The 19,436-nt window shown below is 37.6% G+C and carries 18 protein-coding genes and 1 pseudogene; 7 read left to right on the top strand and 12 right to left on the bottom strand.

The genetic code is table 11. From position 1 onward, the window contains the following. Positions 1-432 precede the first annotated feature (432 nt). The 6 genes from KQI76_RS06655 to KQI76_RS06635 all read right to left on the bottom strand — a co-directional run bounded on the left by KQI76_RS06655 (position 433) and on the right by KQI76_RS06635 (position 5,167). Positions 433-1,020 (bottom strand): P-loop nucleotide/nucleoside kinase family protein, encoded by a 588-nt coding sequence (locus KQI76_RS06655; RefSeq protein ID WP_216399544.1) that lies wholly within the window; start codon positions 1,018-1,020, stop codon positions 433-435. Positions 1,021-1,161: 141 nt separating this feature from the next. Then, a complete protein-coding gene (locus KQI76_RS12050; protein ID WP_371817662.1) occupies positions 1,162-1,284 on the bottom strand; it encodes a hypothetical protein in 123 nt (40 codons plus the stop codon). Positions 1,285-1,392: 108 nt separating this feature from the next. After that, complete coding sequence (locus tag KQI76_RS06650) at positions 1,393-1,563, bottom strand: hypothetical protein (RefSeq protein WP_216399543.1); 171 nt, start codon at positions 1,561-1,563, stop codon at positions 1,393-1,395. A gap of 89 nt (positions 1,564-1,652) precedes the next feature. Further along, positions 1,653-2,675: a serine hydrolase domain-containing protein gene (locus tag KQI76_RS06645; protein WP_216399542.1), complete on the bottom strand. Its 1,023-nt coding sequence runs from the start codon at positions 2,673-2,675 to the stop codon at positions 1,653-1,655. Positions 2,676-3,062: 387 nt separating this feature from the next. Beyond that, positions 3,063-4,733 (bottom strand): arginine--tRNA ligase, encoded by a 1,671-nt coding sequence (gene argS / locus KQI76_RS06640; RefSeq protein WP_216399541.1) that lies wholly within the window; start codon positions 4,731-4,733, stop codon positions 3,063-3,065. After that, positions 4,730-5,167 carry a YwiB family protein gene (locus KQI76_RS06635; protein ID WP_216399540.1) on the bottom strand — a complete coding sequence of 146 codons (438 nt, stop codon included), beginning with the start codon at positions 5,165-5,167 and terminating at the stop codon, positions 4,730-4,732. The genes argS and KQI76_RS06635 overlap by 4 nt, the downstream gene beginning before the upstream one ends. A gap of 201 nt (positions 5,168-5,368) precedes the next feature. Here KQI76_RS06635 and KQI76_RS06630 point away from each other — a divergent pair, with 201 nt between their 5' ends. Then, the gene (locus KQI76_RS06630) at positions 5,369-7,264 is read left to right on the top strand and encodes a transglycosylase domain-containing protein (protein WP_216399539.1); all 1,896 of its coding nucleotides are present in this window, start codon (positions 5,369-5,371) and stop codon (positions 7,262-7,264) included. A gap of 101 nt (positions 7,265-7,365) precedes the next feature. Here the strand turns inward: KQI76_RS06630 and KQI76_RS06625 are convergent, their stop codons facing one another. The 3 genes from KQI76_RS06625 to KQI76_RS06615 all read right to left on the bottom strand — a co-directional run bounded on the left by KQI76_RS06625 (position 7,366) and on the right by KQI76_RS06615 (position 10,102). Next, entirely contained in the window at positions 7,366-7,866 is a 501-nt protein-coding gene (locus KQI76_RS06625) for a YwhD family protein (RefSeq protein ID WP_216399538.1), read from the bottom strand. A 426-nt stretch (positions 7,867-8,292) separates the two neighbouring features. After that, positions 8,293-8,793, bottom strand: coding sequence for a YwgA family protein (locus KQI76_RS06620; RefSeq protein WP_216399537.1), 501 nt, complete (start codon positions 8,791-8,793; stop codon positions 8,293-8,295). A 10-nt stretch (positions 8,794-8,803) separates the two neighbouring features. Then, positions 8,804-10,102 (bottom strand): HD domain-containing protein, encoded by a 1,299-nt coding sequence (locus KQI76_RS06615; protein WP_216399536.1) that lies wholly within the window; start codon positions 10,100-10,102, stop codon positions 8,804-8,806. 210 nt (positions 10,103-10,312) lie between these two features. Between KQI76_RS06615 and KQI76_RS06610 the strand changes: the two genes are divergently transcribed. After that, positions 10,313-11,155 carry a lipoate--protein ligase family protein gene (locus KQI76_RS06610; protein ID WP_216399535.1) on the top strand — a complete coding sequence of 281 codons (843 nt, stop codon included), beginning with the start codon at positions 10,313-10,315 and terminating at the stop codon, positions 11,153-11,155. Positions 11,156-11,465: 310 nt separating this feature from the next. On the opposite strand, the gene pta is transcribed toward KQI76_RS06610, so the two are convergent. Continuing rightward, positions 11,466-12,437, bottom strand: a complete 972-nt coding sequence (gene pta / locus KQI76_RS06605; protein WP_216399534.1) for a phosphate acetyltransferase — start codon at positions 12,435-12,437, stop codon at positions 11,466-11,468. Between the two features lie 262 nt (positions 12,438-12,699). Here pta and KQI76_RS06600 point away from each other — a divergent pair, with 262 nt between their 5' ends. From KQI76_RS06600 to KQI76_RS11755, 3 genes and pseudogenes are all read left to right on the top strand, one after another. After that, a complete protein-coding gene (locus KQI76_RS06600) occupies positions 12,700-13,119 on the top strand; it encodes a cell wall hydrolase (RefSeq protein WP_216399533.1) in 420 nt (139 codons plus the stop codon). Between the two features lie 29 nt (positions 13,120-13,148). Next, on the top strand, positions 13,149-13,583 hold the full coding sequence (gene gerQ / locus KQI76_RS06595; protein WP_216399532.1) for a spore coat protein GerQ: 435 nt from the start codon (positions 13,149-13,151) through the stop codon (positions 13,581-13,583). Between the two features lie 420 nt (positions 13,584-14,003). Further along, positions 14,004-14,195, top strand: a pseudogene (locus tag KQI76_RS11755) (transposase); the annotation flags it as partial. Between the two features lie 90 nt (positions 14,196-14,285). Here the strand turns inward: KQI76_RS11755 and KQI76_RS06585 are convergent. Together KQI76_RS06585 and KQI76_RS06580 are read right to left on the bottom strand one after the other, a co-directional pair. After that, positions 14,286-14,570: a DUF5327 family protein gene (locus KQI76_RS06585; protein WP_216399530.1), complete on the bottom strand. Its 285-nt coding sequence runs from the start codon at positions 14,568-14,570 to the stop codon at positions 14,286-14,288. Between the two features lie 30 nt (positions 14,571-14,600). Then, positions 14,601-15,596: an acyltransferase family protein gene (locus KQI76_RS06580; protein ID WP_216399529.1), complete on the bottom strand. Its 996-nt coding sequence runs from the start codon at positions 15,594-15,596 to the stop codon at positions 14,601-14,603. Positions 15,597-15,833: 237 nt separating this feature from the next. Here KQI76_RS06580 and KQI76_RS06575 point away from each other — a divergent pair, with 237 nt between their 5' ends. Beyond that, entirely contained in the window at positions 15,834-16,919 is a 1,086-nt protein-coding gene (locus KQI76_RS06575; protein WP_216399528.1) for an AI-2E family transporter, read from the top strand. Positions 16,920-17,117: 198 nt separating this feature from the next. Then, on the top strand, positions 17,118-19,199 hold the full coding sequence (recQ, locus tag KQI76_RS06570) for a DNA helicase RecQ (protein ID WP_216399527.1): 2,082 nt from the start codon (positions 17,118-17,120) through the stop codon (positions 19,197-19,199). The last annotated feature ends 237 nt before the right edge of the window (positions 19,200-19,436 follow it).

The raw sequence follows: 19,436 nt of genomic DNA, 5'->3' as shown, positions 1-19,436 counted from the left end.
GATTACTCGCCCCACCAAAGAGACTTGCGATTACTCGTCCCACCGAAAACATTTGTTAGTCCCACAAGGGGATGACCTAAAGGCCCTTGAACCAATCGGGCCGCTACTGTCAGTTGACCCCCCACTTACAACTTTTATTTTCCTTCACATGCTTGATGTGGGAATCTTACTGACAGTTGCACTGCGATAAAGTGAAACTTCATTCAGTGGAGGTTAGGTCTAAATGATCTAGGTCATGCAGACATTACCACAGGACCTGGTGGATTAAGCTACCTTCCCCACCCCCACTGAATGTTAGTTGAACCAATCGGGCCGCTACTGTCAGTTGACTTCCCACTTACAACTTTTATTTTCCTTCAAATTCCTGATGTGGGAGTCTTACTGACAGTTGCACTGCGATAAATTTTATTGAAAGAGGAGTAAATATATCGTTTATTCCTTTATATAAGCAATTAAATTGGCAATTTTTTCTTCTGTTAATGTACCAGAGTTGTCAAAAATATGAATGTGTTCATTTGGGATAGCCCAATTAATTTCTGGAATGAAATTAACTCGTGTTTCGTAGCTACTCCAATTATCAAGTTTCCATGTATCTCTTTCAGTTCCTCGGCTTTCAATTCGTTTCTTTTGCTGTTCTATATCCTGAAGTGTAACAACAATCACCTTAACATCAACTTCGGCACTTGTTTTATTCGCTTCATTCAATAGATCAACAAGATATTGTTCACTTTTTAGTTCTGATGTAAAAGGAGAAATCATAAATACATTTTGTCCAACCCGGAGATTTTCAATACAAATATCCTTCGTTGTATCATATTCAAGATCACGTAAATTTTCTTTATAAAATTCTGAATCTCGGTCATCCTTATCTAATCCTTGAAGTTCAAGGAATCGTTCAACAAAGCGTCCTCCTACTGTATCACGATCCAAAAATGCACAAGGAATCTCTTCCGCCACCTTCTTGGCAACCGTTGTCTTCCCAGTACCTGCAACACCGACAAAATAGACCAACTTTTGCATCCGCCAACACACCTCTCACTTAAACATTTTTCTTATATGGTAACGTATACGTTTGAAAAATGCACGTTATTTATTTTTCAAACCAAGTATCCATTAAAACACATGGAAAGTGATTCACTCACTTAACTTTTAGTGTGTTTCTCATTCAATATTAAGCACTTCAATCCTTTCAAAGACATCTTCGGGGTAAATCGCACTCATCGTATCATTTGGGTTGGCCGGTTCACCAGCTAGAATAAATCGAACATTTATTTCTTCAATCACCGGGTTGGATCCAAGTTGCAGTCAAACACGGACATGTTCTATTTTTTCACTTGAGTAATCAGACAAAGCCTTCTCAAAATACGCCAGATCTGTCTATTCATCATTACCTTATTCAATATCCGTCAGTTCATTTGCCCCTGTCTCATTCTCCGTGTCCATATCCTCACCTTCAACAGATTCTTCATCATCATTAAATACTGGATCGTTCCCTACTGATTTCTTATTAAATTCTGCTTTACTACTTTCTCTATTCGAAAAACTTCCTTTAAAAAGTAACATAATCACCTATAAGACCATAACTGAGTGAGTATTTACTACAAATTTGGATTTTACTCGGATACTAAACACGGCTAACTTCAATCAAAGTTTTAATAATTCTTATTCAACCTATTTACTTGTGCTTCAAGTTCTTGAAAAATCTCGTAGGCTCCCTCCGACTCATTAGAACAAACTACAATCGACGTTTCCGTTTCAGGATAAAAAGCAGAGTGGAAACTGACACCTGGATCGTAGCCCATGATATGGTATTTTACGATCACATCATTTTTCTTCTCAATCCAAACACCATAGCCGTAATAACTATCGCCATTAACCCGAACTTGATCTTGTAATAATCGTTGGGTATATGCTTTACCTAACAATTGATGACGCATTAAACAATCCCACAACTTTGCCATATCACTAACCGTTACAAATGCACCCCCATCAGAACCACCTTTTACTGGTAAAGAATAAATATTCGTTTTCCACTTTCCATCTGAAAGATTAATATAGCCTTGAGCAGTATTATCCGGAAGCTGGTCAAATTCAAAATAACCTGATCGATCCATTCCAGCCCGTTTAAAGATATGTTCCTCAACATAGTTAGAAAAGCTATCACGGTATACTCTTTCAATGATTAGACCAAGCAAAATATAACCAGCATTATTGTAATGGAATCTTTCCGCAAGTGCCAACTTCATTGGGGCTTTTTGAAATAAAGGTAAAAAGTCCTCAAGTTGACGGATATGATACATAGGCATCATCATCCATAATTGCTCAAAGTCATCCATTTCCTCTTCATCAAAGTAATCGGGAATGCCAGATGTATGTGTGAGTAGGTGATGGACGGTTATTTCCTTATCGAAATTTGGAAAATCATATTCTAGACAATCTCTTAATTTTGCATCAAAACTGAGCTTACCTTGTTCAATAAGCTGGCAAATAGCTATCGCTGTGAAAAGCTTGCAACCTGAAGCAATTCCATATCTTGTAGATGAATTGTTCTCTAATCGTTCAGAGCGATTAGCATAGCCATAACTGCCATCTACCAACACACCCTGGGTGGTTTTCACAAATATCGTACCTGAAAAGTGATTCTTCTTTTGAATGTCAGAAATATTTTTTATCATCCTTATTCTCCAATCGGTTAGTTGAGATACGCATTCCCTCCAGCTTTACTTTACTCATAAAATACCTTTTTGATGACATCATCTCCAAACTATTGTTTAATCACTTAGTACAGGACCACAGCTAGGTGAAAACCAGAAGTTACCTTTTAGTATTGATTAGATCATTAGTGGGTTACAGTTCCCTCATTAAAATCGGTAATCGCATGCATTTTCATTAAGGTTTCCAGTAAATTCACTTGCCTGAAGGCGTATTGAACTCTTTTCTGCTTATTTTATAAAAGCAGAATTCCCAGCTATTCGATCGTCCCCTGATCTTGGATAAGCAATCAGTACTTTTAAAATAGTTAATCAGATCATAAAAAACCGAGCACCGCTCGGTTTTTAAAATTACATATGATCTGGGGCATGAACACCGATTAGCTTTAATGCATTCGCAATGGTGATCTTGACAGCCTGCATCAATGCTAAGCGAGCTTTTGTCTTCTCAGGGTTTTTCGGATCAAGAACTTTTTCAGCATTATAATAACTGTGTAAAAGTGAAGCTAAATCATAAACATATTGAGTGATTCGATGTGGTGCTCGCGATACAGCCGCATCTGCAATAACTTGCGGGAATTCACCTAATTGTTTCAATAAGTCCTCTGCCTTTTCTGTCATTAAATCGCCTGCCGAATAGTTTAAATCAAGCTCGTAACCCTTTTCCTCCGCTTGCTTAAGTAGTGTACAAATTCGAGCATGGGCATATTGAACGTAATAAACTGGGTTTTCATTTGATTCTGATTTTGCCAGGTCCATATCGAAATCCAGGTGAGCATCACTTGAGCGCATGACAAAGAAATAACGCATGGCATCAATACCGACTTCCTCCATTAACTCTCTTAGAGTAACCGCCTTACCTGTTCGTTTACTCATCTTTACTTTTTCGCCATTTTCAAATAGGTTAACCATCTGGATGATTTCTACATCCAGTGTATCTTTCTCATAACCAAGTGCTTGAATGGCTGCTTTCATTCTTGGAATATAACCATGATGGTCTGCTCCCCATACATTGATCAACTTTGTAAAACCCCGATCAAGCTTATTTTTGTGGTAAGCAATATCTGGTGTCAAATAGGTGTATGAGCCATCATTTTTAATTAAAACACGGTCCTTATCGTCACCAAAGTCAGTTGTTCTAAACCAAGTCGCACCATCCTCTTCAAAAGTGTAGCCTTTTTCTTTTAATAAGGTAAGAGTTGGTTTAATTTTATCCTCTTGATAGAGGGAGGTTTCTGAAAACCACTGATCAAAATTAACGCGGAAATCTGCTAAGTCTTTTTTTAGTTTAGCTAATTCAACTTTTAAACCATAGGTTCGGAAAAAATCCCGACGTTCTGTTTCTGTTTTTTCAACAAATGCATCATTATATTCATCGATTAATGCTTCTGCAATTGTTATAATATCTTTGCCATGATAACCATCTTCCGGCATAGGAAAATCATGACCAAGTGCTTGCATATAGCGTGCTTCAATTGATAATGCTAGATTATTCATTTGGTTACCAGCATCATTTATATAAAATTCACGTTCTACTTGAAAGCCTGATGCATCTAGGATATTAGCTAATGTATCACCTACAGATGCTCCACGAGCATGACCAAGGTGTAAATCCCCAGTTGGGTTTGCCGAGACGAATTCTACCTGAACTTTCTCGCCAAGACCTACTTGTGTACGTCCATATGATTCAGCCTCAGTTAAAATAACTGGAATTAACCGAGTCAAATAATGATTATCGATGAAAAAGTTAATAAAGCCAGGGCCGGCAATATCAACTTTGGTAATCGACGCACTTGCCTGATCAAGTTGTTCAACAAGTTCTTCAGCAATTTGTCTCGGGGCTTTTTTAGCAATCCGCGCTAATTGCATGGCGATATTTGTTGCATAATCGCCGTGAGCCTTCTCTTTTGGCTTCTCTAAGTTAATCGTTGGAATTTGTTCTTCTGTCGCAAGGTCTGCTTTAATAATGGCAGCTTTTATTTCAGCTTTCAACAGATCCTGCATATCTTGTACAATTGTCATGACTTGTCCTCCTCAATTTTGAGCAAAAGCTTATGCTCTCGCTTCTCTGCCCCATTTAATATTGTTATATAGTCAATCCTTAATTCAGCATTTTCAGTCGCCAAAAGGGGTTGGAAATGAATCTGTTCCGTCAAAGTTTCCATCCGAATCGAACCAAACTGATGGCGATAAATTGTTTCCGTTGTCCGAGCGAGTTTGAATTGTTGATTCATTTCTACGCCACCTGAGCGCTTAATGTTCACCTGCTCTGGTTTAACAGTAACCATTGTCTGTACATCTGGTTGATCATCCATTTGCTCGGTAAATCTAATCACAGCCTGTCTTTCAGTTTGGATTAATTGTCCAACTGTCGTAAGTTCTGTTTGCTGCCGATCATGTTGATCTTTAATTTCTGTTTGCAATCTTATTTTAACAAAGAACTTCCCTAACCTCATAAAACCATCCTTATAAACTGTAAGTATTCCTAAGTATAGAAATGTTTAGCCAGAAACTCAAGCCCCTTCTTTCAATTTAAGCAAATTTTTATTCTAAATCGTTTAGCGTTTCATTTTCATCATTCTATGTTTAAATTTTACCAGGAAAAGTGATAATAGATAAGGAAATCTTACAATTACCCATTCAAGGAGTTGAGCTTGTTGAAAAAACTTGCCTTGTGGTTTTGTTTACTTCTTTCTATTGGTTTTATTAGTCTAATCTTATCCCTTTATATATTAGGTGCGCCTGAAACGAATAAGCAACCCATTACCATTTTGGCTCAAAACGGCGAACGACTTGGGACAGTTTACGCCGAGGGTGAAAAAATTTGGCAGTCGCTTGATGAAATAAATCCACTCTTAGTCGATGCAACCGTTCTAGTTGAAGATCAAAACTTTTATCATCATGGTGGTTTTGATTTAAAACGAATTGGTGGTGCCTTTTTAAAGAACCTTCGTAAAGGAAATCTGGCAGAAGGAGCAAGTACTATCACTCAGCAATATGCTCGAAATCTATATTTAAGTCATGAAAAAACATGGATTCGCAAGTTAAAAGAGGCGTTTTATGCGATTAGGCTTGAGCATTACTATGATAAGGAGCAACTGCTTGAAGGCTATCTGAATACGATTTATTATGGACATGGTGTTTATGGTGTCGAAGCAGCAAGTCAATTTTACTTTGGTAAATCGACCCCTGATTTATCAATTGCCGAGATTGCTTTACTTGTGGCACTTCCCAATCGCCCAAATGCTTATTCGCCACTTGATCACTATGATATCGCAAAAGTGCAACAAGAGAAAGTACTCGCCATTCTCAATCTCGAAAATTTTATTACAGCAACCGAGGCTGAACTGGCCCAACTTCAGGTTTTAAATATTGTTGGAGAACCACTTCAGCAACCACAGTTTGGTTATCTAGCCGATCAAGCAATCAAAGAAGCAGAAGCGATCTTAAACGGTCCACTACCAGCAGGGTATCAATTACGAACTACAATCAACGCGGAACATCAGGAGGCATTATCCCAATCTGTCATTGATCATATTGGTGATCTACAAGTCGGGGCAATCATGGCACATCCAGCAACCGGTGCTATCCAGGCAATAATCGGCGGGGTCGATTATCAAATGAGTCAATATAATCGCGCAACACAGGCCCATCGAATGGTTGGCTCTACTTTTAAACCCTTATTATACTATACAGCTTTAGAGAATGGTTTCACAGCAGCCACTACGTTAACAAGTGAACCGACTACTTTTGCCTTTAATGACCATAGTAACTATCGACCAAGTAACTTTAATCAGCTTTATGCTAATGACACGATTACACTAGCACAGGCTTTGGCCGTGAGTGATAACATTTATGCGGTTAAAACCCATCTTTTTTTAACACCTGAAAAAGTAATTGATCGGGGGCGGTCAATCGGAATAAGCAGTGATTTAGAACCTGTTCCTGCGCTGGCACTTGGTACTGCCTCGCTTACCGTTCATGAGCTCATTACTGCCTACAGTCATTTTGCTAATGGCGGGCACGCTGTCAAACCATTTATCCTGGAAGAAATAATCAACTCTAATGGGGAAATTGTCTATCAGCATGAATACCGTTTGGGAGAGCAAATATTGGATGAACGAATAACATTCATTTTAAACCAATTACTAACAGGCATGTTTGACACTAATTTATCAAACTATCTAGCTGTAACCGGCGGATCAATTAGTGATGATCTCAGTGGAGATTATGCTGGGAAAAGTGGCTCAACCGATACGGATAGTTGGATGATTGGTTATAGTCCAAATTTAATCGTCGGTGTTTGGACAGGTTATGATGATAATCAAACCCTTCATTCAAGCCAAGTGGCAAAGCTAATCTGGCGTGATGCCATTGAGGCTGGGCATCAGGAAAATGGGAGTGATAGTTTCATCGCTCCAGCGGGAATCGTGGCGGCATATGTTGATCCACAGACCGGATTATTAACTGATCAACATTGTCCAGTCAGTCGACTCATGTTTTTTATTGAGGGAACTGAGCCCTTGCTTTATTGCGATCAGCACGGTGAATAAGTTTACCCGTTCACCGCAACTAAGTATTATATCGTGGTAAAAGAGCCCACTCTTTTAAAAAAGCCAACCATTCATATCTTCTGAATCGTTGGCTTTTACCACTAAAAGGCTTGTTTTAATTCCTCAAGACTATTTGTCCACATTTGAGCATTATATTCACGTAAAAAATGACCTAGTAATTGACGTGATGGTGCATCCATATGTTCTACAATAACATGTCCCTTAAGTGACTTATCCAAATGCATAACATGTTCTGGCATCGATTTGTAAGCGATACGATTTGGGCGATCAATCCGCATTTCACTACTTGTAACGCCATAATAATAGGGGCCATTTTCGCCGACCTCTACGGTAATCCATGCAATCCAATATAAGAGGCCATTTGGAACTTGATCCTTATCTGCTACAAATTTTACCCGACGCTCAATTTCGCTTCGCCCATGCATGGCTCCCATATCGATAAAAGCACGTTCTTCATTTGGATCAATAATTATCGGTGAAACATTTTCTAAACTAATTGCCCCAACACCAAATCCACCATGACCATCTGTTGAATCATCCTTAATAATCGTAAACGGTTGGGTCTGTTTTCCTTTCGTCATTTAAAAATCTCCTTTAGTAAAGTAGTAGATAGACATATTCTGCTATTAAGTGAACCTTCATTGAGTGAGGCCACTAAAAAGATTTAGAACTTTTAAATTTAAAATATGAAATCTCAATTTTGCCAAGATATTTATCTACTTTTAATAGTCAAAGTAGGGAATAGCAACCGAAATCAACACGAAAAACATTGATAAAGAGGGACTTGGTTTTTGGTATTTTACTTTTCCGATAGCTTTCGCCAAATAGGTTTTCTCCATTACCGACAGAGAGTTGGATGGACCAATCAAACTTTTATTAGCTATCGCTCCTCACTTATCATTCGATTATTTCACGGCTATGATTGGAGTGAACCCTTATAATCAGTTTATTCGCAGGATATTTTCGCTAACGAACAAGTAAAGGGACCAACTTTACTGCTTTTACTTTTAATGGAACTGTTGCAGTTGGTCAAGGAATTGCCAGGCTTCCTTCAGCTCTTCTTCACTATAATTTGCACTCGCTTTTACTTCTTGTACTTTTTTTTCGACTTCATGACGTGGTAAATCTTCAAAAAATAACATCGTTGCGACAAGTTCAAGGAATCTGGAGCGTTGATTATTTAATAGTTCAATTTGCTCCTTACAGTTGGGCAGATCATCCGGTGCTTGTTCAAGAAACTGTTGACCAGCTTGACTAATTCTATAATGGTATTGGGAGTAATGCCCTTTATCCTGCTTTTCTTCTATGATAAAACCTAGATTACAAAGTTCTTCTATGCGCAAGGTCAATTCCTCTGAATATGGACCATAAAAATGAAAAGCAAATTTCTCATTAAAAGGCACACCGGTTTTTTTCAAAATATAAATCATTTTTTGTAGTTTTTTTCGTCCAACAATATCTTGTGCTTCGACAAAAAAACGCATTAAACGCGCATGGTTTAGTAGCATATCATCACTCCTATTTCAATCCTAGTAAAGCCTTTATTCTTCCCTTTTCTATTTTGTGATCGGGTAATTGTTCGATTAAATCTGCTGGGTAATAGAGTTTGTGGTCTGTACGTTTCTTACCTGAAATCGATTCAACTATTTCAGACGCACGTGACAACTCTACCAATTCTCCATCAGTCATCTGCAAATAGATCGGTAACCTTTCTTCTTCCTCACCCGGTCGGTAAAAGTCATAAGGTAAATCAGATGATGAATCGACGACTAAATAGTAGTCTGGATCAATCCCAACATTTTCAAATAAATAAGTAAGCTCTTTTAATTCAGTTATTTTTCTAATCGGATTAAAATCAGTATATTGAAATAAGCGACGATTAGTGAACCGTTGACATAAGTCAGACAAAATAGGATCTTCTTCATTCATCCACATTTGGAAATAATACATCACGATCGTTTCGTCTAAGTTTATATAATCCTCAATCGCTATTTCCCCTGTAAAAAAGGATAGAAAATGGATTGGCTCTTGCTTAAAAGGATATTGTTTTTGATATAATGCTTTGACACGATGGAGAATTTTTGACAGCAAAACTTCAGCACTTCTACTGACAGGGTGAAAATAGACTTGCCAGTACATTTGATAGCGACTCATAATATAATCTTCAACCGCATGCATACCTGAAGATTTAATGACGACTTTATCTGGAAGTGGACGCATGACTCTAAGAATTCGCTCCATATCAAAATGGCCATAACTCACACCCGTATAATATGCATCACGTTGCAAATAGTCCATTCGATCGGCATCTATTTGACTAGAAATTAAGCTTACAACTAATTTATTATGATAGGTTTTATTAATGACTTCTGCAACCTTTTTAGGAAAATAAGGGCTAACTTTTGCTAAAATCGCATTAATTTCTGTCTGCCCTAAAATCATTTTTTTAGTGAAATCCTCATGATCTAAATCAAAAATCTTTTCAAAAGAGTGTGAATAAGGGCCATGACCCAGATCATGAAGCAAGGCGGCCGTTAAGCAAAGCAGGCGTTCTTCCGGATTCCAATTTGGTCGTCCAGAAAAATTGTCAGTAATTCTACGAATTATTTCATACACACCTAAGGAATGACTAAAGCGACTATGTTCTGCTCCATGAAAAGTCAAAAAAGTTGTTCCTAATTGTTTAATTCTACGCAAGCGCTGGAATTCTCTCGTGCCGATCAAATCCCAAATGACCTGATCACGGACATGGACGTAACTATGAACAGGATCTTTGAAGACTTTTTCCTCACGAAGTTGTTGATCACGATAAGTCATTAACAATCCCTCCCTTTCCCACCTTAACTAACCGAAAATTCTATTGCCCTTTATCCAAAAAAAGAGGATGGTTAGTATCGGTCTGATCGATTCTATTTTTACAAGGTGAAGATGTGAGACTCTCCACGATTTAAAGGTTTTAAATTCGCTTCTCATATCCATTCATTATATAATAGATTCGGTTATTCTTAAAGAGGAGTGGACAGAGCAGTGAATAATTGGCAAGAGATTTTTACAAATCATAAAGTTCGTTTTATTGATCATAGATCGTATGATTTAAGAATTTGGGAGTCATTTGCAATAGATGATACTTTAGCTGAATCTATTCATAGTTGTGAGGCAAGAACAACGCTTAGAGTTTGGACACATCCCGATACTGTAGTCCTCGGCATTGCCGATTCTCGCCTCCCCCATTTAACAGAGGCCGCTCAGTGGTTAAAGGAAGAGGGATTTAATGTAATTGTTCGTAATTCGGGTGGACTAGCGGTCGTACTAGATGAGGGCGTCCTGAATATTAGCCTAGTTGTGCAGAATGATGATTCCATTGGTATTCATGAAGGATATCATAGAATGGTTCAACTCATAAAAGCATTGTTAGCCGATTGGACTGATCAAGTTGAAGCTTTTGAAGTCGTGGGCTCATATTGTCCAGGTGATTACGATTTAAGTATCAATGGAAAAAAATTTGCAGGCATTTCTCAACGTCGGATTCGAAATGGGATCGCGATTCAAATTTATTTATCGGTTACTGCTGATCACCAAGCGCGTGCCCGGCTAATTCGTGATTTTTACCAACTAGGCATTAAAGGTGAAGAAACACGGTTCAGTTATCCCCATGTTAAACCTGAAACAATGGAAGCTTTAGAAACTTTAATTGGTAGACCACTAAGTGTTGAAGATCTAATTGTAAAGTTGAAGGAAATTTTAATTGAGGCGGGAATTGAGGTTAAACAGGAAGAACTAACTCAGGCTGAATTGGAAATACTCAAAAAACGGAAAAAATTAATGATCGACCGAAATGAGAAAGCCCTCGGAAACTTATTTGAAAAGTAGAGTTTTTGTAGATTTAATCAAGTGAAACTTCAATCAGTGTAGGTTGGGCCTACATGGTCGGGTCTTGTAGACTCTACCCCAGGACAAGATGGCTTTAGTCTGAATCCCCCATCCCACTGATTGGGATTGGGACTGGAACTGGGACTGGGACTGGGGCTGCGATTACTCGCCCCACCAAAGAGACTTGCGGTTACTCGTCCCGATTTATAATTCAATAGTTTCACTTGTATGATTGACCTTGAGGACTTACCATCACTCAATCGGCATCAAAAAAGGAAATCGGAATAAACTCCGATTTCCTTTTCTTTATTTATAGTGCTTGGGCAGCCGTAATAATTGCTAATTTATAAACATCATCTGCATCACATCCGCGAGATAGATCGTTAACAGGTTGGTTTAATCCTTGTAGTATTGGACCCACCGCATCAAAGTTACCTAATCGTTGTGCAATTTTGTATCCAATATTTCCTGCTTCAAGACTTGGGAAGACAAAAACATTTGCATCGCCTTTAATATCGGCATTTGGTGCTTTCTTTTCAGCTACGCTAGGGACAAATGCAGCATCAAATTGAAATTCTCCATCCAAGGTTAATTCTGGTTTCATTTCCTTGGCAATCTTCACTGCTTCCGCTACTTTATCTGTTTCGTCAGATTTAGCTGAACCTTTTGTAGAGAAACTTAACATCGCTACACGTGGATCAATATCGAATAATTCTGCTGTTTCAGCTGAAGCTAAAGCAATTTCTGCTAAGTCTTGGCTGTCTGGAGAAATATTAATTGCACAATCTGCAAAAACAAATTTTTCTTGTTCCCGAACCATGACAAAGACACCAGATGTTTTTTTAATTCCCGGCTTAGTCTTAATAATTTGTAGAGCTGGACGTACGGTATCGGCTGTTGAGTGAGCTGCACCACTTACTAGGCCGTCAGCTTTGCCCATATAAACGAGCATAGTTCCAAAATAATTTTCATCTAAGAGCATTTGACGTGCTTGCTCTTCAGTTGCTTTCCCTTTTCGGCGTTCAACAAACTGCTCAACCATTGCTTCAAATTCTGGATATTCTTCCGGATCTAAAATTTCAACTTGATCAAGCTTTATTTTAAGACTCGCTGCCTTCTGTTCTATTTCTGATGGTTTTCCAACTAATACAGGTTGAACTAATCCCTCAACTGCTAATTGACTTGTCGCTTCTAAAATACGTTGATCAGAACCTTCAGGGAAAACAATTCTCTTGGCGTTTCCTAATAACCGTTCTTTTAATGTATCAAATAAATTACTCATATGACACCCTCCAAATTTTCATTCTGTTATAATCATACGACTTTTTCTGTTTAATGAAAAGGGATAAAGCTTATTTTTTCGAAAAGATTTGATTTTCACTCACATTTAATGCATTTATTGGTTTTTAAATGATCAAATGATGAATCAATCACATTATCGCGTTCAATCATAATTTGCCCGATTTTTATTTTTAAAAACATATTTTAAATTGTTAATGCATAAATATTGCTAAAGAGAAGTGATTTAGAAATGAGGTGAAACAATGGCCGTTGTTGCACATACTGAAAAAGAGGTTGATTTACTCGCTCGATTGATGCGTGCTGAAGCTGAAGGGGACGGAAATCTCGCCATGTTAATGGTTGGTAATGTTGGAATCAACCGGGTTATTGAAAACTGCTTAGATTTTGGTGGTATTCGAAATATTCAGGATATGGTCTTTCAAAGTCCTGGTGGATTTGAGGCAACAAAGAAAGGCTACTTTTACCAACGAGCTCGAGAGCACGATAAGGAATTGGCTCGTCGCGTCATTAATGGTGGACGATTTCACCCTGCCAGACGATCATTATGGTTTTTTATGCCGGCAGGAAATTGCCCAGCACAATGGTATGGTCAATGGAATTCTGGACGTTATAAATCACATTGTTTCTTTAGTCCACTAGCAAGTGAGTGTCCACGTTTGTAAATATATTTATTAAAGGAGTGTCATTGTCAATGAATGAAGAAAAGAGTCACCGTCATCAGATGCCAGGTCAAGGGATGTATCAAATGCCAATGCCAGCTTATCCGATGATGCCAATGCAGAGTTTTCCACCCCCAGTACCTGCTAATTCGTTTCAGCCTAGTTTAGCTCCATATCCATCTCAATCTGCTGAACCGGTTCCAAATGATAATATGCTACCATTAGAACAATCTTATGTGGAGAATATTTTACGCTTAAATAGAGGTAAAGTTGCAACCATTTATATGACTTTTGAAAATAATGAACGTTGGAATGCGAAAATTTTCAAGGGAATTATTGAAGCAGCTGGTCGTGATCATATTATTATCAGTGATCCAGAAACTGAGAAACGTTATTTACTCTTAACCATTTACTTAGATTATATTACTTTTGATGAAAGAATTAATTATGATTACCCGACAGCTTAAAATAAAGGGTCTGGGACAAAACTCAGCTAAAATGAAAAAGGAATTCAGTTGATACTGGATTCCTTTTTCTTATGATCATCATTTAAAGAGAATTATCACCTCTTAAATGTTTTTGAGGTGTCACTCCGTAATTTACACTCTGGGTGGACGCTTTCCGTTGGTGTAGCCTCGGGCGCACAGGATGTGGGTCAGTTAGACGTTGCCACAGGACGTGGTGGTTTTAGTCTAACATTCCTTATAGCTCCACTACTGTTTGCAATAAAGATTTTCGGACTCGTGGGACTGGGACTGGGACTGCGGTTACTCGCCCCACCGGAGACATTTGCGGTTACTCGTCCCATCGAAGACCGTTTGGTGTTCCCGCTGGAGTCGCCACCCGACCTTCCAATCACTGGCTGGGCGCTCCTGATAATGGATCATAAGAAGAAACACAAAGAAAAGACTGGCGAAACTTACGGTCAAGGTAAAATTGATGTTGAGCCGTTCTTTGGGTTTTTGAAGGCTAATTTGGGTTTCGCCCGTTTATTTTTAAGAGATAAATCCAAAGTAGACAATGAGCTAGGATTTGTGTTATTGGCTGTGAACTTAAGGAAATTAGCGACTAATAATTCTAAGACTCCAAAGCATTCAAACCACTACAAAATTGAAAATGGTTCTATTTACAAAAAAACCGTAATTAGAACCATTTTTTTATTTTAATCGTTAGAAATCAAGTAGTGAATCCGGTTGATCATAATGATGTATCGTTTGTTGAAGTTTTTGTTTTGGTTGATAGTTTTCTCCGAGCATTTTTCGAAGTTCCAACTCATCAGCAACTGTTTTATCCAACTTTGCTGCTTCATCATCTAGTTGATGGTCATCTAAGATTAATTCAGCTAGTAATTTAATCGCACGTGTATGAGCGATTATCTTTGCTTGATCAGTTGTTTCATTTGCTTGCTTGATTTCCTCTGCCATTTTTAAAATGACTTTTTGATAACTAATCATCGTTTAATTCCCCTTTTACTCCAAATCTAATTATGAATTAATTGATTGCCTTACCTGCTTCAATCCTGTTGTCTTTAACTCAATGATCGGTTGGAAAGAAATAAAAATTGGCTGACTTGCTAAAAGTAGGACAATGCCCAGCGAAATGGCAATGGCGAAAATAAAGTCAAGACCATTATTTATTTGAATCACACCATATTCACGGAAAAATTGAATGAAAATTCCGTGTAACAAATAGACGTACAGCGTTTGCTCACCAAAACGAGTGAAGATAAACCTCCTTCTTGGTATCCAAATATACAAACTAAAGGTCATGATAAAGGCAATCATGTATATCATACCTCTAAACAAGCCACCCCAAACTGGTGCATCAAGACTTTGATAAGAAGATGACCCAAATAACCAGCCCGTTGAAAAGTCAGGGGAAAGTTTGATCCCGATAATGAGAAGTAGCATCAAGGCTAAACTCAACAACCGATATCGGGCCGTTTTCCATTTGAATAGCTGATCCATTGATAGCCAATAACCAGCTAAAAAGAATGGGAAGAAAACAAAGGTTCGAGATAAACTGTACATTTGACCAATTTGATCAATATACCCCACTCCAATCCCAACTATGATTGCTAAAGATAATCCAATAGTAGGACGAAATTTTTTAAAGAATGCTAATAGTACATGCCATGAAAAAAGGCTTAATAAAAACCAGAGTGACCAGTGTGGATCAAATAAGGACACGCTCAAACTATCATCCGCCATAAAGTAGTAATAGGCGGTGTAAAGGACTTGAAAGATCAAGTAGGGAATAATAAATCTCCGAAAAAGTTTTATAAAATACCCTAGATCACTGTTTCCCTTGGCAAAAAAACCACTGATCAAAATAATTGCTGGCATGTGAAAAAAGTAAATAAACTGATAAAGTATCGCTAAGGATTCTGAATCAGAAGTTAATGGTTGAATCACATGTCCAAAAACGACTAAGAAAATCAAAAAGAACCTAGCGTTGTCAAAAAAAGGTTCGCGTTTCAAATAGAATCACCTTTCTTTTTAAAACTTTCTAGACACTTTTCATCATAACATGGTTTTCAGACTAGATCCCTCGTTTAAATGAATTGTTAGTAAAATGTAAATCTATTGTAACTCATATTTCAATTTTGTAGTAATCATAAAAAAAGATAGGATTATATAAAATAGTTGAATTGTTTTTCTATTTGAGGGACTTTTGTGCTATGATAATGCTAGATTATATTGAAGGGTGTGGTGAACTTGACGAAGCGAAAGTCTTTTCGATTTTTAATTTATGCTATTTTAATCTTTGCTCTCTTGTATTTAATCAATTTAACAGCTTTTATCTTTAAACCAGTCGGATTATTAATTGCATCGATTGCAGTCCCTATTATCGGGGCTGGGCTCTTATTCTATGTAACAAACCCATTGGTAAATTTACTAGAGCGTCATAAAATAAAACGAATCTATGGGATTTTAATCGTATTTTTACTGATCATTTGCCTAGGCTTTTTCAGTGTTTACTTTATCATCCCGCCCATTCAGGAGCAATTTACACGTTTAGTTGAGAGTACACCGCAAATGATTGAATCTTTTGAGGGTGTTTGGTCAATTTGGCAAAACCGTCAGGAATATATTCCAGCCAGCGTTGAAGATAGCATCCAAAACGTGATTAATAATTTTGATGCCTATGCTGAGCAAATTGTCGGTTCTTTATTTAGCTTTATCGGTTCATTTGTTAGTTTTGTCTTTGCCCTTGTTTTAATTCCTTTCTTTCTATTTTTCATGTTGAAAGATGGACATAAGTTTGTTCCCTTTATAACTGGCTTTTTAAGTGAAGCAAAAGCTAATAACCTATCAAAACTACTCAAAGAAATTAATGATGTATTAGCTTCCTTTATTCAAGGGCAGCTTTTGGTCAGTTTATGTGTAGGAATCATGCTATTGATCGGATATTGGATTGTTGGTCTCAATTATGCCTTAATGTTTGCAGTATTTGGACTCTTTATGAACTTAATTCCTTTTATTGGTCCATGGTTATCTGCCATTCCTGCTGTTGTTGTTGGTTTTTTCCAAGAACCAATGATTGGGGTATGGACAGCTGTCATTATGATTGTGGCGCAACAAATTGAAAGTAATCTTATTTCACCAAATATCATGGGTAAAGTCTTAAAGTTACATCCATTAACTGTTATTACAGTTATCCTAGCAGCCGGATCGATTGCTGGTTTTCTCGGGGTTTTATTCGCAGTCCCTACCTACGCAGTAGCAAAAACTGTCGTCACTCATTTTTATAATCTTTACACTGAGCATCATCGACCAGCCGGTGAAAAGAATTTATTTTGAAAAAATTATCTGTTGATATGGGATCATTAATCTAGGTTATCATCGTTTAATCATTTTATGGCATATCGTCGCGATTGCGTTTGCGGTGATATGCCATTACTCATATTAACCTTTATCGTTAAACAAAGAACGATCTAACCCCTACTTCAAAAGTTAATGAAGTCTAAAGATGTATTATATTATAGAAAGGTGTTTACAATGGATTTAGCAAATGCTCAGAAGGTTTTACAAGATTATTATGGATACGATGACTTCCGCACAGGGCAAAAGAAGTTAATTTCAGCGGTATTAAATGGGCAAAATGCACTTGGAATTATGCCTACTGGTGGTGGAAAATCCTTATGCTATCAAATTCCTGGAATCTTACTGAATGGAACAGCGATTATTATTTCTCCACTAATTTCACTAATGAAAGATCAGGTTGATAGTTTACATACATTAGGAATCAAGGCTACATATATCAATAGTAGTTTAACAAATGAAGAATATGATGAACGGATGGCTTTGCTGAGAGAAGGCTACTTTGATTTTATCTATGTCGCCCCTGAACGCTTTGATAATTCATATTTCCGATCCATTATTGAACAATTACAAATATCATTTATTGCTTTCGACGAAGCCCATTGTATATCACAATGGGGGCACGATTTTAGACCAAGCTATCGATCCGTTATTCAAACGCTAGAACAGATCAATCATATCCCGCTTCGCTTAGCCTTAACAGCAACAGCAACGACTGAAGTGATCCAAGACATCCAAAAACTCCTCAATATTGATGATCAATCTGTAGTAAATACGGGTTTTTACCGTGAAAATCTGCATTTTCATTTAGTAAAAGGACAGAATAAACAAGATTTTCTCTTTAATTATTTATCAGACCATAAACAGGAGTCTGGGATTATTTATGCACCTACCCGTAAACTTGTTGATACTATCCATGCCCAACTTATCGAAAAGGGATATCGCGTGGCCTATTATCATGCCGGTTTAAGTGAAGACGTTCGTCGCCAACAGCAAAATAAATTTATTAACGATGAAGTCGAAATTATGGTCGCAACAAATGCTTTTGGTATGGGTATTGATAAATCGAACGTTCGTTATGTGATTCATCATAGTTTACCAATGAATATTGAAGCCTATTATCAAGAAGCTGGACGCGCAGGTCGTGATGGTGAACCAAGCGACTGTATTCTGTTATTCTCTGGTCAAGATAGTCATTTACCTAAATTCTTTATCGAACAATCTGAATTAGACGAGGAGAAAAAAGCGCTTGAATATAAAAAACTTCGCGCAATGATCAACTACTGCCATACAGAAATTTGTTTGCCTAGATATATTCTTGATTATTTCGAAGAAGACCAAAAACACGATGATTGTGGCCATTGTTCAAATTGTACTCGCTCAGGTGAAAAAGTTGACCGCACGCGTGATGCCCAAATGGTATTATCATGCGTGATGCGGATGGAACAGCGCTTTGGAACTGGATTAACAGCTAAAGTTTTAAAAGGATCAAAGGACAAAAAGGTTAAACAATTTCAACTCGATCACCTTTCCACCTATGGATTGATGAAACAACGCACTGAAAAGGAAATCACCAATTTTATTCATTTTCTTGTTGCAGAGAATTATTTGACGACAGGTGATCAGAAATATCCGATTTTGAAATTAACACCTAAGGCGGCTGATGTGCTAAAAAATAACATGAAGGTTTGGATGCATCAAACAGAAATACAGCAAAATGAAGCCGTTGATTTTGATCGTAAATTATTTGAACAGATGCGCCTTTTACGAAAGGAGTTGGCTGATCAAGACGGGGTACCACCCTACATCATCTTTTCAGATGCAACTTTAAAAGAACTGTGCCGTTTCTTACCGGAAAACAAAACGGAAATGCTTCAAATTAAAGGGATTGGCTTGAAAAAATTCGACTCCTATGGCCAAGCTTTTCTAGAATTAATTCAGTTAAAAACCAGTGACCAACCTAGTCATTTGATTAGTTATCAATTATATAGCGAAGGAAACCCTATCGAATTAATCGCTAAGAAACGCGATATCCAAGCCCAGACAGTTGCGACACACCTTTTCAAAGCTTACCAAGAAGGTGGCACGATCAATTGGCAGGACTTTTTCGATGATGAGATAGAAGATACGGTGTTGAAGGCCTATCATACAAGCGGCGAGCCATATTTGAAGTCAATTAAGGAACTTGTTCACGACGAAATTGACTACACGATGATCAAAGCTGTTTTAATCAAAAATGATTTATTAGAAGAAGAATAATGTCTCCTTTCCCTTGATCACGTTTTGCAGGCATTTGATCTGCGATAAAGTGAAACTTCAATCAAGTAAGATTTTTCCCCATTCAGTGTCAAATGAACAAATCGAGCTTTTACTGACTGTAAAATATCGAGTAGGAGGATAATCATTATTTGATTATCCGTCCCCTCACACCACCGTACGTACGGATCCGTATACGGCGGTTCAATTTTATGCTAAACATGTACTTGTTTGTAATGT

The organism is Amphibacillus sp. MSJ-3 (genome assembly GCF_018919165.1).
Classification (GTDB): domain Bacteria; phylum Bacillota; class Bacilli; order Bacillales; family Amphibacillaceae; genus Amphibacillus.
This window is presented reverse-complemented; position numbering and strand designations above follow the sequence as displayed.

Excerpts from the sequence above, each read along its gene's own strand:
- KQI76_RS06620 (WP_216399537.1), bottom strand. The coding sequence starts at position 8,793 with ATGCTACTAAACCATGCGCGTTTAATGCGTTTTTTTGTCGAAGCACAA.
- argS (WP_216399541.1), bottom strand. The coding sequence starts at position 4,733 with ATGACAATTGTACAAGATATGCAGGATCTGTTGAAAGCTGAAATAAAA.
- KQI76_RS06615 (WP_216399536.1), bottom strand. The coding sequence starts at position 10,102 with ATGACTTATCGTGATCAACAACTTCGTGAGGAAAAAGTCTTCAAAGAT.
- KQI76_RS06650 (WP_216399543.1), bottom strand. The coding sequence starts at position 1,563 with ATGTTACTTTTTAAAGGAAGTTTTTCGAATAGAGAAAGTAGTAAAGCA.
- KQI76_RS06585 (WP_216399530.1), bottom strand. The coding sequence starts at position 14,570 with ATGATTAGTTATCAAAAAGTCATTTTAAAAATGGCAGAGGAAATCAAG.
- KQI76_RS06625 (WP_216399538.1), bottom strand. The coding sequence starts at position 7,866 with ATGACGAAAGGAAAACAGACCCAACCGTTTACGATTATTAAGGATGAT.
- recQ (WP_216399527.1), top strand. The coding sequence starts at position 17,118 with ATGGATTTAGCAAATGCTCAGAAGGTTTTACAAGATTATTATGGATAC.
- gerQ (WP_216399532.1), top strand. The coding sequence starts at position 13,149 with ATGAATGAAGAAAAGAGTCACCGTCATCAGATGCCAGGTCAAGGGATG.
- pta (WP_216399534.1), bottom strand. The coding sequence starts at position 12,437 with ATGAGTAATTTATTTGATACATTAAAAGAACGGTTATTAGGAAACGCC.
- KQI76_RS06635 (WP_216399540.1), bottom strand. The coding sequence starts at position 5,167 with ATGAGGTTAGGGAAGTTCTTTGTTAAAATAAGATTGCAAACAGAAATT.
- KQI76_RS06645 (WP_216399542.1), bottom strand. The coding sequence starts at position 2,675 with ATGATAAAAAATATTTCTGACATTCAAAAGAAGAATCACTTTTCAGGT.
- KQI76_RS06655 (WP_216399544.1), bottom strand. The coding sequence starts at position 1,020 with ATGCAAAAGTTGGTCTATTTTGTCGGTGTTGCAGGTACTGGGAAGACA.
- KQI76_RS06600 (WP_216399533.1), top strand. The coding sequence starts at position 12,700 with ATGGCCGTTGTTGCACATACTGAAAAAGAGGTTGATTTACTCGCTCGA.